The organism is Micromonospora musae, from assembly GCF_003626635.1.
GTDB classification, from domain to species: domain Bacteria; phylum Actinomycetota; class Actinomycetes; order Mycobacteriales; family Micromonosporaceae; genus Micromonospora; species Micromonospora musae.
This window is the reverse complement of the sequence record NZ_RAZT01000006.1, coordinates 58,458-76,493: the sequence shown is the minus strand read 5'-3', so window position 1 is coordinate 76,493 and position 18,036 is coordinate 58,458. Positions and strand designations below refer to the sequence as shown.

The window sequence follows — 18,036 nt, the reverse complement described above, 5'->3', positions numbered from 1 at the left end:
CGTGGACACCCTGACCCGACGGCGGTTCCTGGTGGCCAGCGGCGTGGTCGGTGCGACCGCGCTCGCAGCCGGCGCCGCCGCGTACCGCCTGGAGGACCTGCTCGCCACCGCCGGTGACCGCGACCCTGAGGCCCGCACCCTGGTCCTGGTCACCCTCTACGGCGGCAACGACGGCCTGAACACCGTCATCCCGTACGCCGACGCCGCGTACCAGGATGCGCGCCCCGACCTGGCGTACCAGGCGGAGGAGGTCAAGCGGCTCGACGACGGGTTCGGTCTCAACCCCGCGCTGACCGGCCTGCACCGGCGCTTCGGCGAGGGACAGCTCGCGGTGGTGCGGGGCGTCGGCTATCCGAAGCCCGACCGCAGCCACTTCCGGTCCATGGACATCTGGCACACCGCCCAGCCGGATCGCCCCGGCACCACCGGCTGGCTGGGCCGGTGGCTCGACGACGCCGGTGGGGATCCGCGACTCGCGGTCTCCTTCGAGCCCGCGCTGCCACCGCTGCTGGCCGGGGAGAGGAGCGCCGGCGCGTCGGTGCCGGTGACCGAACGCAAGGCGGCCAGGGGGCTGACGCAACCGACGCTGACCGCGCTCGCCGCCGCCGCGCCGGACGATTCGCCGGCCCGGGCCCGCGCCGCGGCCTGCTTCGCCGACCTGCACGCCGTCGACGACATGATCAAGGGGGTACGCGACGCGGCCGAGCCGGGGGAGGGGAGCGAGGGGGAGGCGGCCCCCGCCACCGCGACCGGCGGTGCCCGGTCCTCCCTGGACGCCCAGCTCGACCTCGTCGCGCAGTGCATCGACGCGGGTGTCTCCACCCGGGTCTTCTCGGTGTCGCTCGGCGGCTTCGACACCCACGCGGACGAGAAGCAACTGCAGGAGGTGCTGCTCGGGCAACTGGACCGGGCGGTGGACCGCTTCGTCGACCGGATGTCGCGCACCGACGCGGGCCGCAAGGTCGTCGTGATGATCTACTCGGAGTTCGGCCGGCGGGTGCGCGCCAACGCCTCGGACGGCACCGACCACGGCACCGCCTCGAACGCGCTGCTCGTCGGCGCGCCGGTGCGCGGCGGCCTCTACGGCGAGCCGCCGAGCCTCACCGACCTCGACGACGGTGACCTGAAGTTCACCACCGACTTCCGGGACGTCTACGCGACCATCCTCGACCGGGTGCTGGCCACCGACCCCGGCAAGGTCCTGGCGGGCTGGCGGGGACGCCTCGACGGCGTGCTCTGACGGCTGCCGTGCGGGCGTTCTTGGGGCGCGACTTCCGGCGTGGACGGGCGGCGCACCGGACTGCCTCCACTGTGGGCTGATCGGCGAGGCGACTGCGGGGCGATGTCGGATCGTACGGCGGGACTTCGGTCCCAGCGGTGGCTCATCCCATCCGATCGAACTACTGTCTGTGCCGTGCTGATCACTCTTCCGGCCTGCGCCGGTCAGGAAGGAGAAGGTCCTCGATGACGTACCAGTACGAGCGCGACCTGCACCTGACGCACGACCCGGCAAGGGGTTACTGGAACTTCGTCCTGCACATCGAACCGCCGATCGGCCCGGGAAGCGCCCTCAACGCCGCACAGCGGTTCGACCCCGCCGGAAGCCGGTACGCGGCGGAGTGGCTCGAACGACTGGTCCCCTGCGACGCCGACGCCCTCCACGTCACCCTCGTCGGTCCGAAGGATGCGCCGAACCTCTGGCACCCCTGCGTCCGTGACGACCCCGACTCGCCCTCCGCCGTCTCCGGCGACGGATGCGCCTGCTGGCAGACGTACCGCGATCCGCTGACCTGGCTCCCGGTCGCCGCGCACCACCACCGCACGGTCGGCGGCGATCACGAGAGCTGGCAGCACCTCACCTACGCGCCGCTCGCGCTCGCCGCCGGTGAACGCCTCGACGCGCTGATCATCGACCGGGAGGCGGACCTGGTCTGGGTGCGCAGCGACCGGGGCAACCTGCACCTCCTGCCCGAGACGCAGGGGGCCGGGTACAGCGTCGGCTACGGGGGCGGAGGCCCCACCGAGCTGGCGAGGATGATCGAGAAGATCGTGCGGTCGGAGGGCGCCGACGTGACCCCCGGAACCCCGGCCGAGCTGCCGAACCGGCGAGTGTACGGCTGGATCAGCAGCAAGGCGGCCGACCGTACCCAGGAACTCACCCTCGACCAGCTCAAGCTGCTCTGCCACACCGGCTCGGTGGCCTGAGTGAACGATGTCGGCCGGGCGCCGGTGGCTTCGAGCCACCGGCGCCCGGCCGGGAGTGCGGACGTCAGCGCTCGAGTTTGCCGTCGTGGCAGTTGCGGGGTGCGGAGACCGGGTTACAGCGCACCGAGACCCCACCGGGAAGTTCACCGACGAAGTCGCTGTCGTACCGGGCGGCCATGCCCACCGTCGGGAAGTCGGTGGTGACCATCTGCGCGCCGCTGGACAGCGCGACGTCCAGCCGGCTGAACTCCTCGTTCTTCACCGTGCTCAACGGCTCGTCCGACCGGGTACGCACGATGTAGCCGCGCTTGACCAGGTCGGTGATGGTCGCGGCGTTCGCGCCGCGGGGGTCGTTGACCATGGTGATCGCGGCGTCCGCGTCACCCGGGTTTCCGCGGGTGAAGACGGCCCGGCCGGCGAGGCTCGGGTGGCCGTCGAGGTACATGTCCCGGATCGTGCCGGGCCCACCGTTGTCGAAGAAGAACATCACCTTGCCGCGGGCCCACCTGAGGGTCGGCCAGCCGTTCTTCAGCACCGACTGTTCGAGCGTGAGGCCGGGCTTGCGCAGGTCGTCAGCGGTGATCAGCTCGTTCTCGGTGAAGACCGAGCGGATCTCCTCGTCGACGTCGTCGAGCAGCGCGGCGTCCCACGCCGGGCTGACCGCGCCGCCGAGCTTCTCCCAACGGTCGTCGGTCTGCTTCAGCTCCAGCTGGAGCACGATCGGCGCGTGGTCCGGGTTGGCGCGCGACCAGCTCCGCACCTGCTGCATGCAGACGACGAAGGTACGGCAGGTGCTGTTGTAGTCCTGGTCGGCGACGTGCAGCACCTTCATGCCCGGCGCGGCCATCGCCGGGTCGTCGATCGGTCCCAGGCCGGCGCGCTGGCGGGCGAGCGGGTTGCGGTAGAGGCCTCCCTGCGGATCGGGCAGCAGGTCCAGCTCGATGCCGCGCATGTTCTGCCGACCGAGCAGGTCGGGGATGGAGGCGTGCGAGTACCAGCCCCAGGACGGGTAGCCGGGGTCGATGTTGATCGACTCCACGAGCTCCGCGCCCTGCATCTCACGGTGGAAGGCGTTGTGGGCGCCCATGAACTGGATCTGGTTCATCCGGATGTTGTCGCCGTTCGCGGCGCCTGCCGCGAGGGCCTCCTGCTGCGCCGGCAGCACGGCCGAGAGCACGCTCACGGCGGCGACGGCGGCCACGACAGCGGCGGCAACCGCCCCGAGTCGCCCGACAACGGAAGAACGTTCTCTAAACTGGATCTTCACGCGATCATGCTCGAAATCCGGTGTGAACTGACCGTGTCAGGGACTCGTGGCTCGTCCATCCGGGTTGTGAACCTTCGCCAACCGGTCAGGGTGGGTAACCGCTGTCATGTCAGCTGGTGCGTCAGCCCGGCCCGGTCGATCTGCATCCAGTACTGCGTGATGACGCCGTTCTCGACGTGGTAGACGACGGAGTTGATCTGACGTACCAGCCGGCCGGTAGCCGCATGGCCGTCGACGGAGGCCAGGTGGCGTCCCGTCTGCGTCAGCCGGACGTACGCCCGCGCCCCGTCGACCAGGAACTCGTGCACCTCGAGTGAGAAGTCGCCCCAGGTCGCCTGCATCTCCCGCACGTGCTCGACATAGTCCGCGGGAGTCCGTTCGATCGTGACCTCATGCTCCGAATGCACCTGATGAGCCAGAACTCGTGGGGCCATCAGCTCGACCGCTCGATCGGGGGCACGACCGGATCGAACCTGGTCGAGAAATGCCGCCACAACGCGGCGAGTCACGTCTGCGTTGATCACGGATCAGCTTCGCACGCTGCTCTCGATCGATCCGTTTCAGGGGCACCGACGGTACGCGCCGAACGAAGTCATGGTGAACCGGATCTTGCCGGCGGCTAGCCGTTCGGTGGCAAGGAGGCGGCAAGGGTTGGCTGCCAGGATCTGCACCCGCTCCGCAGATCGGCTGTTCCCCTGCCCACCGCAGACGGATACCGCAACGCGGTGACCACCATCAACGGCCCGGCGCTCCGGCCGGGTCGACCACATCGGAGGAATCATGAAGCTCGGCAGGTTCGGGCGGATGACCGCGGCGAGCGCCGCGGCCATCCTGCTGACGTCCATGATGAGCAGCCCGGCGCTGGCCGCCGACCACACCATGTACACCCTCGACGACAACCCCGGCGGCCGGGTCGAGTTCACCGAGTACGGCGACATCATCAAGCTCTGTGACGTCCAGGCGGACGGCCACTACGTCGTCCTGGGCGTCTACGACGAGTTCGGGAACGGCTGGTGGGACTACGCCAGCGGCAACGGCAACTGCATCACGCACCGGGCCTCTCAGGGCGGCGAGTACAACCTGTACGAGAGCACCGAGTACAAGTTCACGATCAGCCTGATGGAGACCGGCGGGTTGGACTACGAGTTCAGGAACGTCGCGTTCTGGCTCAACGACCACTGACGGTTGCACCGCGACCCGAATCGGTCGACGAGGGCGCTGACGGGTTGTTCGTCGGGTGGCCCGCGCTCGTGAGGGTGCGGCGGTGCGGCCGGGAGTCCGGCCGCACCGCCGCACGGTCAGACGGTGATCAGGTCGAACTTCTCCCAGGGGCCGATCGCGTCCCGGTTCGCGATCAGCGCCTCGGCCCCGGCGTTCTCGGCGACCACATACTTGCTGTTCACCGTCGCCCGCAGGCTGACCGAGCCGTCCGTGTTCCGGACCAGGGCGAAGGTCTCCCACGACCCGGCCGTCGCCCGGTTCGCGATCAGCGGGTTGGCGCCGGCGTTCTCCGCGCAGACGAACTGGTTGTTCACCCGGGCCCGCAGGGCGACGTTTCCACCCCCGCGGTCGACCAGGTCGAACTGCTCCGGTCCGCCGACCGCCGTGGCGGACGCGACCAGATTGCCGACCCCGGCGTTGCCGGCCGAGACGTACCGCCCGTTGGCCTGGGCCCGCAGCGCGACCGCCCCGCTCGTCGGTGGGCCGCCGCCGGTGAGGATCCGCAGTGCGTCGACCATCCCCACCGAGGTGGCCCTGTTGACGATGCGGATGGTGTGGGTGCCGTTGGTCAGCCCGGTCCTGCGGAACACGACCTGCTGGGCCTGACGGGGACCGGCGACGTAGAGGTTGACGTTGGTCTGGAAGACGTTGTCCAGGTAGACGTCGACGTTGCCCATGTCGCTGAACCGTTCGGAGAGGTACTCCACCCCGGTTCCGGTGAAGGTGTAGCTGGCCGCCGCGCCGACGGTGGTGCTGTGGTGGGTGTCGTCGTTGTAGTCGCCGTACCCGCGGCTGGTGGTGTGGTGCCAGCCGGAGTCGTAGGTCAGCATCGTGTCGTTGACCAGCCCGCCCGCGCCGGGGCCGCCGAGGCCGAGCGTCGAGGCGGTGCCCGACAGCGTCTTCTCGCCCTGGTTGGCGGTGCCGGTGAGCGTCGTGCCGGTGTACGTCGACAGGGGCTTCGCGGTGCGCTCCAGCACGTAGACCGTGTTCGCCGTCGTCGCGAAGCTGACCTCTGCGGCCGTGGTGGTGGTCAGCACCGCGTTGTCCGAGGCGCGGCGGACCCGTACCTCCTGCCCGCCCCACGGGTTGACCACCCGGGCGGTCTTGCCGTACAGGCTCCGCAGGCCGACGTACTTGACCTCGCCGGCCTCCCGCTCGGAGCTGACCAGGAACCCGTCCTTCGCCAGCAGGGTGAACTTCCCGACGAAGCTGGAGTCGGTCGGCACGGCCGGGAAGACCCGGATCTTGTCGTTGTACGACTGCATCAGCGACTCGTTCATCGCCGCCAGGTGGATGCCGAGGTACTCGAAGACCCCGTTGGTGTTGTTGGTCATCCCGTTCGGGTGGTTCTGGTATTTCTGCAGCATGGTCCGCATGCCCTGGAATGCCTGGTTGCCCAGGCCGAGGCGGGCGGCGTGCACGTGGTCGTTGGCCCAGACGTTGCCGTACGGGTGCGGGCGCACGTTCCAGGTGGTGATGGCGGTCTGCTGGTCGGGGTAGCCGATGCCGGTCCGGTCGTACGGCCACACCAGCTCCAGCGCCACGTTCTCGCCGTTGCGGGTCGGCGAGGACGGCGGGTCGTGCGGCAGGTAGGCACCGTTCTGCACCTGGTACGGCGCCAGGTTGTCGACGATGTTCTGCCAGCCGGCGCGCAGCCCTGCGTCGAGGTTGAGCTGCTGGCTGACCTGGATAGTGAGCGGGAAGAGCAGCCGTACCGCGGCCAGGTCGGTGATGGCGTTGCGGACGTCCCAGTACGTCTCGTGTGCGTTGGAGTTGGCCATGTACCACCGGCCGGTGCCGCTGTCGTAGTCCAGCATGTCCTCGTAGAACTTCACGGCCTCCCGCATGTAGGGGTAGGCGGTGTTGCGCAGGTACGCCTCGTCGTTGCTGTACCGGTACTGCAGGTACATGTTGTAGGCGGCCTCGGTGCCGGTGGAGTAGAGGTCGTTGACGAAGTCGCTGTTGATCGTGCCGCGGGCGTTGCCGTCCCAGCCCATCGTCTCGGGCACCCAGAGCCCGTCACTGCCGTACCGGGTGGTGGTGTACGACTTCAGCGCGGCGAGGTTGCGGCTGTAGAGACGGTTGAAGCCGGAGAGCAGGTCGACGTGGTTGCTGGCCAGGAACGAGTTGTAGACGTCGCGTTGGTTCCAGTACCAGTACCCGTTGCTCCACTTGGAATTGTCCTGCGTCGCGCGGAAGACGCCGTTGATGAAGTGCATCGGGTAGTTGCCGTACCCGCCGGCCGCGATCATGTACGTCGCCAGGTAGTAGACGTTCTCCAGGTAGTCGGCGTCACCGGCGGTGTTGGAGTACTGCACGAACGACTTGGCCCAGAAGTCGTGCCACCAGGCGCGGTAGCTGTTCAACGTCGACGTGTAGCCGGTGTTCTTGACCGCCGTGAGCTGGCTCTTCGCCTGGGCCACCGAGTTGAGGCCGGGGGAGTTGATCCGGCTGGCCGCGGTCAACCAGATGGTGTAGCTGGAGGTGGGGGTGATGTTCAGCCGAACCCGGGTGCCGTTGACGACCTGGGAGGTGTAGGACGCGCCCTCGACCGTGGCCGCCAGGGTGTAGCCGAAGTTGTTCGCGTCGGTCTGCCCCCGGCTCAGCCCGACGCCACTGGCATCGGCGAAGGTGGAGACCGTCCGCCAGGTGTTCAGGTCGGGCACGTCGGCGATGTTCTGGACGGTGCTCATGTCCCAGAGGCTCAGGTCGAGCCCGACGCTGGTCACGCCGGGCCGGCTGTCCTCGACGTGGATGCCCATCACCTCGGAGTTGGGCGCGCCCATGACCGTGACGGTGCGGTTGTTGTCGTACCTGGTGGTCAACGTCCCGTCGTGGAGCGAGAGCCGCTGCTGGAAAGTGGTGTAGCCGGTGTCGAGCTGCGGGTTGCTGTACAGATTGACCAGGCCGGCGGCGTAGGTGGACTGCTGGGACAGGTCGACGCCGGAGACCTGCATGGTCAGGCCGTTGGCGTTCCACGCCATGGCGCCCGTACGGCCGTTGCCGACGGTGAGGCCGTGCAGGGGGTTGGTGTTCGGGCGGTTGTAGACGATGTCGTGCTTGGCCAGATAGGCGGCGCGGTTGACGTTCAGCGCTCCGGTGCTGGCGTTGAACGCGGCGTCGGTGGGGGCTGCGGCGGCCGGCCGGCTCGGTGCGGCGGCCACGATGCCACCGCTGAGCAGGACGGCGAGGGCGATGCGCAGCGGCGTTGTCACCTTCATCGACACGATCTCCTCTGGATCGTCGCGGATGATGCCTCGCATCCCGGGAGTCGCCCCGGTGGGGCCGCGTCCGCCGAAACGCGGGCGATGTCGAGACGGATCTGGGACGGTGCCCACCCGGAGGGTTCGCCGACTCCGGAAAGACATCGACTCACATCTGTATCGAGCAGTTAACATCGGACGTCTCTGCGCGTCAATCCCTCGCGTCCGAGAATCTGGCGCGATCCGGCCTGAGGTAGCAGGTCGATCGAGGTGGAGACATCGGATCTATGCCGGCCGATCGGCAGGGCGGCCGGGCCCGGCCACGGCGCTGCTCGCGGAGCTGGAGCAGTCCGCGCCGGAGCCGGGTAGCCGAACCGGCCCGGAGCAGACGAAGCGCCGCCGAGGCCTGGGCGGCCTTCGGCGGCGCGGTGCTTCCGGACTCAGTGCGACAACGCCTTCTCCAGCTCCGCCTTCGACATGCCGGAGCGGCCCTTGATGCCACGCTTCTTCGCCTCGTTGTACAGCTGCTCCTTGGTGCGCCCCTGCGCGCCGCTGTGCGAACGCTTGCCGCCCCGGTGCCCCGACGAGACGTCCTCCCGGGACAAGCGGCTCGACGTGCGGGCCTCGCCGGAGCGGGCACGCTCCTTGTTGACGGTCCGGGCGGCGATCTCCTCGGCCCGGTCCGTGGATGCGCCACGCTTCTTCGCGCTCGCCTTGATGTGCTGGTACTGCCGTTCCCGCTTCGGGCTGGCTCCTGCTGGCATCGCTCGCCTCCGGTGCTGGTACGGGACCGGGCGACTGCTCCGGCGGCTGTCCGTCGGGCACCACCGCCCAGGTCGTCCGCGCTCACGTGACCTGGGCAGAAGTGCCCTGACCGCCGGATACCGAAACGTCATGGGCGAGCGGACCACGGCGCACAAACGGAGTCGCCTGGGCTGGGCCTCGCGGCCCTGCCCAGGCGACTCCTGTTCGTCGAACCGGCGAGGTGTTACGCCACGCTACGACGACGGTGCAGCAGCATCAGGAAGCCGCCGATGATCACCAGCATCGCGCCGGCGGTGAGCGGCGTCCCGATCGCGTTGCCGGTCACGGGCAGGACCTGACCGACGTACCGGAAGGTCATCGGGTCCGACGAGCCGCCCGGCGTGGTCACGACGACCGTCGTGTCACCTGCCCGGCAGGCCGGCGTGCGGAACGTCAACGAACGTCCGTCCGCGGCCACGTTCACCTCATCCGCAGGAATGGTCTGCCCGCAGATCGTCACCGTGGTCTGCCCGGGGACGAAACCGGACCCGCCTACGGTCACCGTGGTGCCGCCAGTGGTCGGACCCTGACCCGGGTTGATGGTGCCGACGGTCGGCGGGGCCGCGATGTAGGTGAATGTGGGTGCGGTGGTTTGCCCGGCGGGGAAGACCAGTTCGACGACGGCTGGTCCGGCGGTGTTGGGTGGCGTGACGACGGTGATGGCGGTGCCGGCCGGGTTGAGGGTGAAGTTGGTGCCGGGTACGCCGTCGAAGGTGACGCCGGTGGCGCCGGTGAAGCCGGTGCCGGTGATGGTGACCGTGGTGCCGCCGGAGGTGGGTCCGGTGGTGGGTGTCAGGTCGGTGATGACGGCGTCGCTGCCGTCAGCGAGGTAGGTGTAGTTCAGCGGTGGTGCGGATCCTCCGGGGGTGGTGACCACGACTGTCGCGGGGCCGACCGCGCCGGGCGGGGTGACGGCGGTCAGCGAGGTGCCGCCGGGGGCGACGACCACGTTGGTGGCGGGCGTGCCGTCGAAGGTGACGGTGGTGTCCCCGGGTACGAACCCGGTGCCGGTGATCGTCACCGTCTGCCCACCGGACTGCGGACCCTCATCCGGGCTGATCGCCCCAGCGGTCGGTGGGGCGGCGAGGTAGGTGTAGCTGTCGGGTGCGGTGGCGTTGGCGCCGGGGATGAGGACGGTGACGTCGACGGTTCCGGGTGTGCCGGGTGGGGTGACGACGGTCAGCGAGGTGCCGCTGGGGTCGACCACGAGGTTGGTTCCGGGTGTGTCACCGAAGTTGACTCCGGTGGCGCCGGTGAGGCCGGTGCCGGTGATCGTGACGGTGGTGCCGCCGGTGCTGGGTCCCTGGTCGGGGACGACGGAGGTGATGGTGGGTGCGATGTAGGTGAATGTGGGTGCGGTGGTTTCCCCGGCGGGGAAGACCAGTTCGACGACGGCTGGCCCGGCGGTGTTGGGTGGCGTGACGACGGTGATGGCGGTGCCGGCCGGGTTGAGGGTGAAGTTGGTGCCGGGTACGCCGTCGAAGGTGACGCCGGTGGCGCCGGTGAAGCCGGTGCCGGTGATGGTGACGGTGGTGCCGCCGGAGGTGGGTCCGGTGGTGGGTGTCAGGTCGGTGATGACGGCGTCGCTGCCGTCAGCGAGGTAGGTGTAGTTCAGCGGTGGTGCGGATCCTCCGGGGGTGGTGACCACGACTGTCGCGGGGCCGACCGCGCCGGGCGGGGTGACGGCGGTCAGCGAGGTGCCGCCGGGGGCGACGATCACGTTGGTGGCGGGTGTCCCGTCGAAGGTGACGGTGGTGTTTCCGGGTACGAACCCGGTGCCGGTGATCGTCACCGTCTGCCCACCGGACTGCGGACCCTCATCCGGAGTGATCGACGCAGCCGTAGGCGGCTGGGGTGCGTCCGGACGCTCACAGATCGCCTCGGCCACGACGACCGTGCCGACCGGAATGACCACCGGCTGCCCGAGGACCGAGCCGCTGAGGGTGAGCGAGGCTCGTACGGCAGCCGCCGCCGCACCTGCGGCGGTCGTGGTCTCGGTGCGCGTCAACGAGGCGTTGAGAGCCGCTCCGAGCAGCCCGGGCACCGTCGCCGCCGCGCTGGCGTCCACACTGGGTCCGTTCGCCACCAACGTCACCGCCTGGCCGAACAACTCCAGATCGACCAAGGTCGTGTCGGCGCTCTGCGCGCCGTCGAACGGGCACGACACGCTCGCCGTCGCCTCCGCGGTGTCCACCACGTCGATGCCGAGCACGTTCAGGTTGAGGCCGCTGACCCGGGACAGCGCGGACGACACTCCGGGCGACCGCGTGGCGGTCACCTCCTCGACCGTCCCGCTCGCGCTCACCCCCAGCGCGCCGGGCAGGGAGATGGTGATCAGTGTCGAGGTGTCCGTGCCGCCGCCCGGCGGCGCCGTGGCCGAACCGATGACCGCGTCGGCGCTGATGACCGCCACACCGAGGACGTCCGCTGACAGGTCGACGACCACGCCCCTGGCGCTGGCGCTGCCGGGCTGGGCCAGTGCCGGCGCTCCCACGCCCACACTGGCCACCGCGCCGACCAGCGTCGCCACCGACGCCGTAGTGAATCTTCGCAGCACAGAACCCACCGCTTCCCCCGTTCGAGTCAGTTGACGGCGGCAACGGCCACCCGTCCTCAGATGGAACGAGAAAGCGGACAAAACGTTATGAAACGGTTAGTCGTGTCGGCGCGGCGACGCAAGTCCCGGTGGTGATCCCTGCCCAGCGCGAGGCGGCGGCCTCAGCGACGGGCCGTCACGCGGGCCATGAAGTCACGGATCAGTTCGGCGACCTCGGTCCCGGCGCTCTCCAGCAGGAAGTGGCCGCCGTCGAGCAGGTGGATCTCGGCGTTCGGGACGTCGGCAGCGAAGGCGCGGGCGCCGCCGGGTCCGAAGATCGGGTCGTTCCTGCCCCAGGCGGCGAGCACCGGCGGGCGGTGGTGGCGCAGGTATTCGTGCAGCGCCGGGTAGAGCGGTGGGTTGGTCGCGTAGTCGCGGAAGAGCGCGAGTTGGATGGCGTCGTTGCCGGGTCGGGACAGCAGCGCGAAGTCGTGCTGCCAGGTGTCCGGGCTGACCAGCGTCTCGTCCGGTACGCCGGTGAGGTACTGCCACCTGGTCGTCTCGAGCGTCAGTGCGCCTCGGATGCCGGCCTCGGTCTCGGGCGTCTGCTCGCGGTGGTAGTCCCACACGGTGCGCCAGAAGTCGGGGAGGAATCCGGCGTCGTAGCCGTTGCCGTTCTGGCTGATGATCGCGGTGATCGCGGCCGGGTCGGCGAGCGCCAGGCGCCAGCCGATCGGGGCGCCGTAGTCCTGGACGTACATCGCGTAGCGCCGCACCTCGAGCTGGCCGAGCAGTCCGGCGGTGAGGTCGGCCAGGGCGTCGAAGGTGTAGTCGAACTCGTCGGCCGGCGGAGCGGCGGAGAGCCCGAAGCCGAGGTGGTCCGGGGCGATCACCCGGTACCGGTCGGCCAGCGCGGGGATCAGGTTCCTGAACATGAAAGAGCTGGTGGGAAAGCCGTGCAGAAGCACGATCGCCGGTCCGTCGGCCGGGCCGGCCTCCCGGTAGAAGAGCTGCTGGCCCTGAACGGTGGCGTAACGGTGGTGAACGACAGTCATTCCTAACCTCCAAAGCGTGCGCTGGCGGTTAGAACCCAAGCATGAGGTGGCGTAACCTGTCAACTGCCGTTTGGGGGTTAGGATGGTGGTCGTGTCGAAGATTGACGAGGCGGACGAGACCCTGCTGCTCGACCTGCTCAACACCACCCCGGTTGTGGACGGCGTGCAGCGCGACGACCTGGGCGCCGTCGAGGCCGCCCGGAAGTGGCTCACCGCCCACGGCCAGCCGCCCACCGAGGGCGAGTGGCGCGCGTTGCTCGACGCGCGCCGTGCGCTGCAGCGTCTCGTCCGAGGAGACGGGTCCGCCAGCTCCGTCGCGCGCTTCGTCGACGGGGTGAGCTACCGGCCGTCGATCGTCGACGACGGGATCACCTGGACCCTCGACCTGCCAGGAGGGCGGTCGGCGGCCGCCCGGGCGGTGCTCGCCTGGGACGCGCTGCGGGTGTCGAGCCCCGGCCGGCTGCGCCCCTGCGCCAACCAGGAGTGCCGGCGGTTCCTCGTCGACCACAGCAAGTCCAACAGCGCCCGCTGGTGCTCGATGGCGATCTGCGGCAACCGGATGAAGGCCCGCCGGCACTACGAGCGCAGCCGCCGGCCGCAAGCCGGCTGAAACAGGGGCTACGCGACGGCAGGTGCGTCGCAGACGGTGCAGACCGAGGTGGAGGCCAACTCATGTTCAGGCGCTTCCCCGCACCCGCCCGTCACCTGCTCGCTCACGACTTCGAAGAACCGCGCTCAGCCCTCGTGGTCGTGGACGATCGTAGTCATCACGAGGAAGGGGACGCCGATGGCGAAGACGTGGCTGATCACGGGAAGCTCTCAAGGGCTGGGTCGCGAACTCGCCGAGGCCGTCCTGGCGGCCGGAGACTGCCTGGTGGCGACCACCAGACGCCCTGAGCAGCTCGACGACCTCGTGGAACGCCACGGCGACCGGGTCCGTGCCCTGGCGTTGGACGTCACCGACGCCGCCGCGGCCCGCGGTGTCGTACGGGAGGCGACCGACGCGTTCGGACGCCTGGACGTCGTCGTGAACAACGCCGGCTACGCGGACGTGGCCTCGATCGAGGACATGCCCGAGGACGAGTTCCGCGCTCAGGTCGACGCGAACTTCTACGGCGTGGTCAACGTGACCCGTGCGGCGCTACCCGTCCTGCGCGAACAGGGCGGCGGCCACATCATCCAGATCTCCTCGGTCGGTGGCCGGGTGGGCGGCCCAGGTCTGGGCGCCTACCAGGCGGCCAAGTGGGCGGTCGGTGGGTTCTCCGAGGTCCTCTCCAGAGAGGTGGCCACCTTCGGCATCAAGATCACGATCGCCGAGCCCGGTGGTATGCGTACGAACTGGGCCGGCTCCTCGATGACCACCCACCCCATCAGCGAGCCCTACAAGCCGGTCATCGAACCCACGGTCGCCCGCATGCAGGCCTCGAGCGGCAAGCAGCCGGGCGACCCGGCGCGGATCGCGCAGGTCATCCTGGACCTCACCGAGGCCCCGGACCCTCCGCTGCACCTGCTGCTCGGATCCGACGCGGTCGCGGTCGCACGAGCCGCCGCGGAGAACCTCGCAGCCTCCGACGCCAAGTGGCGCGCCGTGAGCGAGTCCGTCGGCTACGACGAGGAATAGCGCCGTGGCCCGTAGGGCTCAGCGTCGACTGCGGCCGTCCCCGGGTGAGGATGTCGGTCGGTCGCCCTACGGTGTGCGCCGTGAATGCCGTCCAGACGTACCGATACCTTCAGCCGTCCGCCCTCGGCGCCACCGGCCTCGACCTGCAGACCTGCGGCGGCCCGGCGGCCAACCCGCGCTTCTTCTCCGGGTTCCTCACCGCCCCGGCGGCAGCCGCCGCCGGCCTCCTCGCCGTCGCCGAGGTCGCTCGCACCCGCTACCACCAGCCTGTCAGTCCGGCCAGTCTGGATCCGGTGGTCACCGGCAGCCGCGATCGGCTGCGCTTCGAGTCCTTCTCCGGTTGCTGCGGCGTCTACGCCCGGATGGATGTCGGCCCGGCCGGCTTCGACGGCGACGTCGTCGGGCACGGCACCACCAACGTCGACGTCAACCCGCCGCTGCGGGAGGCGCTCGCCCGGGTCGGCGGGATCGAGCCGCTGCACATGGCCGTCGGCCCGGACGACCTCACCGTCTCCACCATCGACGGCGCGGTGGTGGAGCGGAAGGTACCGCTGCCGGGGCGGTGGCTGCGTGGCTTCGCCGAGGTGCACGTGCTCACGGCCGGGTTCGAGCCACGCGCCGAGATCCCCGCCGCCGAGGCGGCCGCGTTCCTGCGCCGGCTGCCCGGCGCCGGCGACCGCTCGGTGCTGTGGGCGCTACCGGCCGGGCGTACCCTCCGGCTGACCTCACGGCCCGCACCGGGTGCCGTCTGCCTGGCCGGCGCGGGACGGCTCGCGGCGCTGCGTGGGCTGGTCCGGCACGCCCGCACCCTGCGGGTGTACGGGCCCGCGGTGCGCCCCGGTTCGCCGGCCGTGCCGAGCACCTGGGAGCTGGACACCGGGGCGATGCGGCTGTCGCTGACCCTCTCTCCGGAGCCGTACCGGGGCTTCTCCGGTGAGGGCGCCGCCCTGCTCGCGCTCGCCGCCGACGAGGTGATCGACGACGCGGAGCTGGTGGGCGCCCTGCTCTCCTGGGACCCGACGATCGACGTCGCCGCGCTGGCCGACGCGGCCGGCCTGCCCGACGATCGGGTCCGCGCCGCCCTGGCGCAGCTCGGCACGGCCGGGCGGGTCGGTTACGACGTCGCCGACGGCGCGTACTTCCACCGGGTGATGCCGTACGACGCGGGCCGCGCCGAACGGGACAACCCACGTCTGGTCGCCGCGCGAGCCCTGGTCGAGCAGGACGCCGTGCGCCGGGACGGGGAGCACGCCACGGTACGCAGCGGCGAGGAGGAGTACCGGGTGCGCCGGCTGCCCGATGGGGTTCTCACCTGCTCCTGCCGCTGGTGGGCGCGGCACCAGGGACAACGCGGCCCGTGCAAGCACGCCCTCGCGGTGTCCATGGTGACGGCGCAGGCGGAGGTGCCGGCGTGAACAAGATCTTCGGCCCGCTGGGCCGCGGCGACGTGCCGGTCGTCCAGTCGATGCTCGCCGGGCTGGACGAGCCCGCCCGGCGGGCGCTCGGCGACGAGCTCGTGGCTCATGTGCGGCGTCTGCGGGACAACTGGTGGTCGGGAAAGGAAGCGACCGCTCTGGCGGTGGTGGCCGTGGGCACGCTGAGCACCGCCTCGAAGGCGGCGACGCTGCTCGGCCGCCGGTCGGTCGAGCTGCGCGACGTCGACTGCGAGCCGGTGATCGCCGTGGCGCGGCAGCGCGGCGTCACCTGGCTGGCCGACCTGGCGTACAAGCTGGCAGACCGGCTGCAACGCAACCGGCCCTGGGAGAACTGGCTCTTCGTCGAGGCGCTGCTGCTGGCCGAGCGGGCGGCGCCACCGGCGGGGGACGCGTTCGTCTCCGGCTGGGCGTACGCCATGTGGTGGCGGAACTCTCCGCGGGAACTCGCCCCGCTGGCCGACCGGCTTCGCGTCGATCCGTTCCTCGACGTGCTGCTGCCCCGGCTCTTCGAAGTGGACGGAATCGGCGACTACCTGAACTCCCCCTACGAGCGGCAGCGGGTGCCGCAGGCGCTGGCCGCTCTCGCCGAGCAGGGGCGGCTGGACCGGTCGGTGCTGCTGGACGGGGTGCTCGGACGGCTGCTGCGTGGGGACCGGCCGGCAGCGCTGCGCCCGTTCCTGGCCCTGCACGACCTGCTGGCGCCCACCCCGACGGAGACGGCCGACCGAACCGCCCCCTACCTGCGACTGCTCGCCGACGCGCCCGGCCCGGTGGCCACCCTGGCCCAGCGGACCCTGCAGAGCCTGGGGGAGACGGTCGAGCTGGAGGCCGTCCTCGACGCCGCCCGGACCGTTCTCAGTAGACCCGAGAAGGGTCTCGTCCGGGCGCAGCTGACCTGGCTCGACCGGTTGGCCCGGCAACGGCCGGACCGGGCCGCGGAGATCGCCGAAGTCCTCGCCGTGGGTGCCGATCACCCGGCGGCCGACCTGCGGGACCGGGCGGCAGCCCTCGCGCAGCGGCACGGTCACCGGCCGGTCGCCACGGTCACCGCTCCGAGAGCCCACGACGAACTGCCGTCGCCGGTCCCGCCCGCCCCCGCATCGGCACCGATCACCGACGTGGACGAGCTGACCGAAGAGGTGTCCGCGCTGCTCGCGCACCGGTGGTCCGCACCGGCCGTGGAGCGGGTCCTCGACGGGCTGGTCCGGCTGGCCACCACCGACCGCGACCGGCTGGCAGCCGCCCTGCTGCCGCTGCTGCGGCGCGAGCAGGTGGGCGTCTACGACCACCCGTGGGCGGTGTTCAACCTGCCGGTCCAGCTGCACGGCGTCCTGCTGGCCGCCGCCGCGCCGGCGGAGGCGGCCACCCGCCGCGACCAGTGGTCCGGCATCCTCAGCGACTCGCTGACCCGAACACTGCGCCCGTTCCGGGGTCGCCCGGCCGTGGAGCCACCCCGCCAGTCCGGGCTCACGCTGCTGTACTGCGCCCGGCTCGCGGAGATCGGCCAGCGGCTGGACGGCCGGGATGATCCGGGACTGCTGGCTGCCCCGACTCTGGCCACCGGCGCCATTGATCCGGCCGCGCTCTACGAGCGGCTGGCCGCCCTCGGCGACCGCCCGGTGTGGCGGTGGGACCTCACCCAAGCGCTGCTGCGGCTACCGGTCGGAGTGGACGAGACGCTGGCGTCGCGGGCCGCGGCGCTCGGCACCACGGCCGGTGACGAGCTTGCCAGCTGGCTGCGCGGCGACGCCCTGCCCGCGCCGGTGCAGCAGGTGGTGACGGTCGGCCGGCAAGAACGAACTGGCTCCTACTATCACGGCTACGACCGGCTGCCCCTCCGGCGGACCCTCGTCGCCAGCGTCCCGCCCGACGGCGTCGCGGACCCCCTCGGCCTGCTCACCGTGCCCGCACGGCAGATCGGGCAGTGGCACGGCGGCCGCGGCGACCTGTGGTCGGCGCTGCTGCCGGGCCACCGGGGTCTGGTCGCCGCCCACCTGCTACCCCGGATCGCCCTGGCCGCGCAGGAGAACGCCCGGGAAACCGCCACCGTCCTGCCGGTGCTCGCCGAGTGCACCGGCGCCGGTGGCCCGGCGCTCGACCTGGCGCTGGCGTACGGGTTGTGCGCCCGGCACGAGGTTGACCGGGTGTCCGCCCTCGATGCCCTGCTGATGCTGGCGGCCGCCGGTGACCTGGACGCCCCCGGCGTCGGCGGTCAGCTCGGCGCGCTGGCGGCCGACGGCCAGGTCACCCTGACCCGGGCGGTGACGCCGCTGCGCGACGCGGTCGCGGCCGGTGCCCGGCTCAGCGTGTGGCGGCTGCTCGCCGCCGCGGTGCCGCCGCTGCTGGCCGCGTCGACCCCGCCGCGCGGCACGCCCGACCTGCTCACCCTGGCGGCCGAGACGGCGGGCGCGACGGGCGTACGCATCGAGGTGCCGGGCCTCGCCGACGTGGTGGCGCGCGGCGGCGGAAGTCGGCTGGTGACCGAGGCGCGCCGGCTCACCACCGCGCTGGCCGCCTGACCCCGGTGTCGGCCCGCCCGTATCGTCGGGCGGGCCGACACCGGTCCGGTTTTGTTGCGACGGCCGCAGGTCGCCGAAGCGAATTGACGGCCGTCGTGCCATTTCTGCATTCGTGATGCATACACGCTCGGTGAGGCCCGAAACCGATCGAAGAGTCGACGGTTGAGGT

13 protein-coding genes are annotated in these 18,036 nt (G+C 70.9%); 7 read left to right on the top strand and 6 right to left on the bottom strand.

The window, feature by feature from the left end; genetic code table 11:
• Position 1 precedes the first annotated feature (1 nt).
• Together D7044_RS12980 and D7044_RS12975 are read left to right on the top strand one after the other, a co-directional pair.
• Positions 2–1,240, top strand: coding sequence for a DUF1501 domain-containing protein (locus D7044_RS12980; protein WP_120675768.1), 1,239 nt, complete (start codon positions 2–4; stop codon positions 1,238–1,240).
• A 224-nt stretch (positions 1,241–1,464) separates the two neighbouring features.
• On the top strand, positions 1,465–2,205 hold the full coding sequence (locus D7044_RS12975) for a hypothetical protein (protein ID WP_120675770.1): 741 nt from the start codon (positions 1,465–1,467) through the stop codon (positions 2,203–2,205).
• 64 nt (positions 2,206–2,269) lie between these two features.
• Here the strand turns inward: D7044_RS12975 and D7044_RS12970 are convergent, their stop codons facing one another.
• Together D7044_RS12970 and D7044_RS12965 are read right to left on the bottom strand one after the other, a co-directional pair.
• On the bottom strand, positions 2,270–3,388 hold the full coding sequence (locus tag D7044_RS12970) for a phosphatidylinositol-specific phospholipase C1-like protein (protein ID WP_199716602.1): 1,119 nt from the start codon (positions 3,386–3,388) through the stop codon (positions 2,270–2,272).
• Between the two features lie 188 nt (positions 3,389–3,576).
• On the bottom strand, positions 3,577–3,966 hold the full coding sequence (locus D7044_RS12965) for an ester cyclase (RefSeq protein ID WP_233563090.1): 390 nt from the start codon (positions 3,964–3,966) through the stop codon (positions 3,577–3,579).
• 286 nt (positions 3,967–4,252) lie between these two features.
• Between D7044_RS12965 and D7044_RS12960 the strand changes: the two genes are divergently transcribed.
• Complete coding sequence (locus D7044_RS12960; protein WP_120675776.1) at positions 4,253–4,654, top strand: hypothetical protein; 402 nt, start codon at positions 4,253–4,255, stop codon at positions 4,652–4,654.
• Positions 4,655–4,770: 116 nt separating this feature from the next.
• Here the strand turns inward: D7044_RS12960 and D7044_RS12955 are convergent, their stop codons facing one another.
• The 4 genes from D7044_RS12955 to D7044_RS12940 all read right to left on the bottom strand — a co-directional run bounded on the left by D7044_RS12955 (position 4,771) and on the right by D7044_RS12940 (position 12,291).
• Positions 4,771–7,956, bottom strand: coding sequence for a glycosyl hydrolase family 95 catalytic domain-containing protein (locus D7044_RS12955; protein ID WP_233564969.1), 3,186 nt, complete (start codon positions 7,954–7,956; stop codon positions 4,771–4,773).
• A gap of 380 nt (positions 7,957–8,336) precedes the next feature.
• The gene (locus tag D7044_RS12950) at positions 8,337–8,660 is read right to left on the bottom strand and encodes a plasmid stabilization protein (RefSeq protein ID WP_120675778.1); all 324 of its coding nucleotides are present in this window, start codon (positions 8,658–8,660) and stop codon (positions 8,337–8,339) included.
• 224 nt (positions 8,661–8,884) lie between these two features.
• Positions 8,885–11,257 (bottom strand): IPT/TIG domain-containing protein, encoded by a 2,373-nt coding sequence (locus D7044_RS12945; RefSeq protein ID WP_158609984.1) that lies wholly within the window; start codon positions 11,255–11,257, stop codon positions 8,885–8,887.
• Positions 11,258–11,418: 161 nt separating this feature from the next.
• The gene (locus tag D7044_RS12940) at positions 11,419–12,291 is read right to left on the bottom strand and encodes an alpha/beta fold hydrolase (protein ID WP_120688984.1); all 873 of its coding nucleotides are present in this window, start codon (positions 12,289–12,291) and stop codon (positions 11,419–11,421) included.
• 91 nt (positions 12,292–12,382) lie between these two features.
• Here D7044_RS12940 and D7044_RS12935 point away from each other — a divergent pair, with 91 nt between their 5' ends.
• The 4 genes from D7044_RS12935 to D7044_RS12920 all read left to right on the top strand — a co-directional run bounded on the left by D7044_RS12935 (position 12,383) and on the right by D7044_RS12920 (position 17,867).
• Entirely contained in the window at positions 12,383–12,901 is a 519-nt protein-coding gene (locus tag D7044_RS12935; RefSeq protein WP_233563048.1) for a CGNR zinc finger domain-containing protein, read from the top strand.
• Between the two features lie 177 nt (positions 12,902–13,078).
• The gene (locus tag D7044_RS12930; RefSeq protein WP_120688983.1) at positions 13,079–13,912 is read left to right on the top strand and encodes an oxidoreductase; all 834 of its coding nucleotides are present in this window, start codon (positions 13,079–13,081) and stop codon (positions 13,910–13,912) included.
• 80 nt (positions 13,913–13,992) lie between these two features.
• Complete coding sequence (locus D7044_RS12925) at positions 13,993–15,327, top strand: SWIM zinc finger family protein (RefSeq protein WP_120689247.1); 1,335 nt, start codon at positions 13,993–13,995, stop codon at positions 15,325–15,327.
• Positions 15,324–17,867, top strand: a complete 2,544-nt coding sequence (locus D7044_RS12920; RefSeq protein ID WP_233564968.1) for a DUF6493 family protein — start codon at positions 15,324–15,326, stop codon at positions 17,865–17,867. Before D7044_RS12925 ends, D7044_RS12920 begins: the two co-directional genes overlap by 4 nt.
• The last annotated feature ends 169 nt before the right edge of the window (positions 17,868–18,036 follow it).